Origin of the sequence: Longimicrobium sp., from assembly GCF_036280135.1 — a bacterium.
Classification (GTDB): domain Bacteria; phylum Gemmatimonadota; class Gemmatimonadetes; order Longimicrobiales; family Longimicrobiaceae; genus Longimicrobium.
In genome coordinates this window covers 1-2489 of record NZ_DASURI010000067.1, presented here as the reverse complement: position 1 = coordinate 2489, position 2489 = coordinate 1, and the positions used below count along the sequence as shown (strand labels likewise).

General features: G+C 74.5%; 3 protein-coding genes. All 3 read left to right on the top strand.

Annotated features, from left to right (window positions below):
• The coding region (locus VFZ20_RS02325) for a hypothetical protein (protein ID WP_329682206.1) at positions 1-726 on the top strand (726 nt) is incomplete at its 5' end.
• A complete protein-coding gene (locus tag VFZ20_RS02320; RefSeq protein WP_329682205.1) occupies positions 723-1361 on the top strand; it encodes a hypothetical protein in 639 nt (212 codons plus the stop codon). The genes VFZ20_RS02325 and VFZ20_RS02320, both read left to right, overlap by 4 nt.
• A 154-nt stretch (positions 1362-1515) precedes the next feature.
• Positions 1516-2223 carry a hypothetical protein gene (locus tag VFZ20_RS02315; protein WP_329682204.1) on the top strand — a complete coding sequence of 236 codons (708 nt, stop codon included), beginning with the start codon at positions 1516-1518 and terminating at the stop codon, positions 2221-2223.
• Positions 2224-2489 lie beyond the last annotated feature (266 nt).

Genomic DNA, 2489 nt, shown 5'->3' with positions numbered 1-2489 from the left:
CAGCACCCGGCCGTGGTGCCCTTCGAGCCCCGCAGCATCGCCGAGGAGCGGCGCAACGCGCGGGCGCTGCGGATGGAGTTCATCCACGCCCCCATGCTCCCCTGGGTGAGCGACAACGCCGCGGCCCTGGAGCGCATCCGTCAACTGATGCGGGGCGGCCGCGGCAAGTACTACGTGCACTGCGGGCTGGGCCGCGACCGCACCAACGTCGTACGGCGGATGATCGAGGCCGAGGGCGCGGGGCTGGGGGTCAGGATGGCCAGCGCGACGGACCTGCAGCACGCCTCCACCCTGGCCGACCGGCTGCGGCTGCCGCCGGACCAGCGCGACATGGAGCGGGGCGCCGTGCGCGAGCTGGAGCCGGGCGTGTGGCTGGTGCCGCACCCCAACCCGGCGGAGCTCTCGGGCTACATGCTGGCCGGGCAGCTGCGCACGGTGGTGCTGCTGCTGGACCCGTCGGACCCCGAGCAGCGCGCCTGGCGCGACGCGCTGGAGCAGGCCTTCCGCCGGTCGGCCGTGGCGTTCGAGGAGCGCCCGCTGCTGCCCGCCGAGGGCGCCCGGGCCGCCGTCATCGCGGCCGAGGTGCGGCGGATGCCCCACCCCGTGGCCGTCGTGGCGCCGCGGACGCCCTTCTCGAACGGGGACCGCTACCCCGGCACGGAGGCCGCCACGGCCTTCCAGGACGCCTACGGACAGCTCGCCGGGGCCGCGGGAGGGGCGCGGTGAGCGGCGTCTCGGCCGTCCCGCTCGCTGCCCCGGCGGCGCTCCCCGCGCGTCCGGCCGCGGGGCTGCGGCGCGAGCTCTTTCGCAAGGCGTTCCACGTGTCGTCCGTGGCCCTGCCCGCGTTCGCGTGGGCGGCGCCCCGGCCCGTGGCGGCGGGCGCGCTGGGGGCCCTGGCCGTGACGGCCGTGGCCGTGGACCTGGCGCGGCTGCACCTGCGGGGCCCCCGCTACTACTTCCTGCGCGCCACGCGCACGCTGCTGCGCCGGCACGAGCGGCGCCGCTTCGCGGGGGCCACGTGGATGGCGCTGGCGTACGCGGGCGCGTTCCTGGTCTTTCCCCGCCCCGTGGCCGTGGCGGGCATGCTCTACAACGGCCTGGGCGACGCGTCCGCCGCCCTCGTGGGCAAGCGCTGGGGACGGCACCGCGCCCCGTGGGGCAAGAGCGGGGAGGGGTTCGGGGCGGCGCTGGCGGCGTGCCTGGCCGTGGGGCTGGCCCTCCCCGGCATCACGCCCGGGGCGGCGGCCGCGGGAGCCCTGGCGGCGGCGACGCTGGAGTTCCTGCCCCTGCCCCTGGACGACAACCTGCGCATTACGCTGGGCGGCGCGCTGGCCCTCGCGGCGGCCGGCGCGCTGGGCTGATCGGCCGGGGCACGATCGGCTACAGGGGACAAACTGATACGGCCAAACGGCACAGAATTTTCGTACGTTACGGCGCCAAGAGGCGGACGGCCGGGAGCCGGAGCCAAACGTCGCCGGGATCGGCAAACTCTTGCAGGAGTTCAGGATGGGGAAGATGCGGATGGGTCGCGCGGTGGCGGCCCTGGCGGTGATGATGGCGGCGCCCGCGGCGGTGTCGGCGCAGGAGCTCACGGCGTACGCCACGGCCTCCGTGGACGGCGACGAGTCCAACATCCAGCTCGTGGGCGCCTCGGTGCGCCCCGAGGGGCTGGGGCTGCGGCCCGTGGTGGCCGTGCAGGCGTACCGGCTCAACTATGACGCGGGCGGCGAGAGCACCACCGTGTGGAGCGTGGGCCCGTCCGTGGGCGGCTCGTACCGCATGGAAGGCGGCCAGCTGGAGGGCCGCGTGGGCTACAACTTCCAGAGCGAGGAAGTGGACTCGCCCCTCATCGGCGAGGGCGGCGGCAGCGGCTTCACGACGGCCGTGCAGGCCATCTCCTGGGCGTCGCGTCCGGAGCTGCAGGGCATCGCAAGCTACAGCTGGGGCTCGGAGTACCTGTGGTCGCAGGCGCAGGCCATCCTGCCCGTCATGGAGCTGAACCAGGGCGGCATCGGCGTGGGCGCCGAGGCCGTGTGGCAGGGCAATGTGGGCGGCGAGGACGACTACGAGGCGTGGCAGGTGGGCCCCGTCGTCCGGTGGTCCACGGGGCACGAGAGCAACCTGCTGGTGGGCGCCGGCTACAAGAACAGCAGCAGCCGCGACGCCACCTGGTACGCCCGTGTGGGCTTCGTGAAGTACGGGATGAGCCTGGGCCTCTTCTGAGCCCGGTTTCATCCGGATCACCTGCGGCGGCGCGGAGGTCTTCCTCCGCGCCGCCGTCGTGTATCCGCCAGACGCGTCGTCCCAACCCGGGCCGCCTCTTACCGATCGCGATCAGGTGGATGATCTGCCCGGCGGCGTTCCGCGCTCCGCCGCCGCCAACCTGCCTCCCCGAAAAAACGCGGATCCCGTCCCCTCGCCGAAAGCAGCCCCTCTACCAAGGGACGCCGTCCTCCTGCTGATTCCTCCGGTCCGCGACCGGCCGTCGC

Coding starts and splice junctions, on each gene's coding strand:
- VFZ20_RS02315 (WP_329682204.1), top strand. CDS start 1,516: ATGCGGATGGGTCGCGCGGTGGCGGCCCTGGCGGTGATGATGGCGGCG.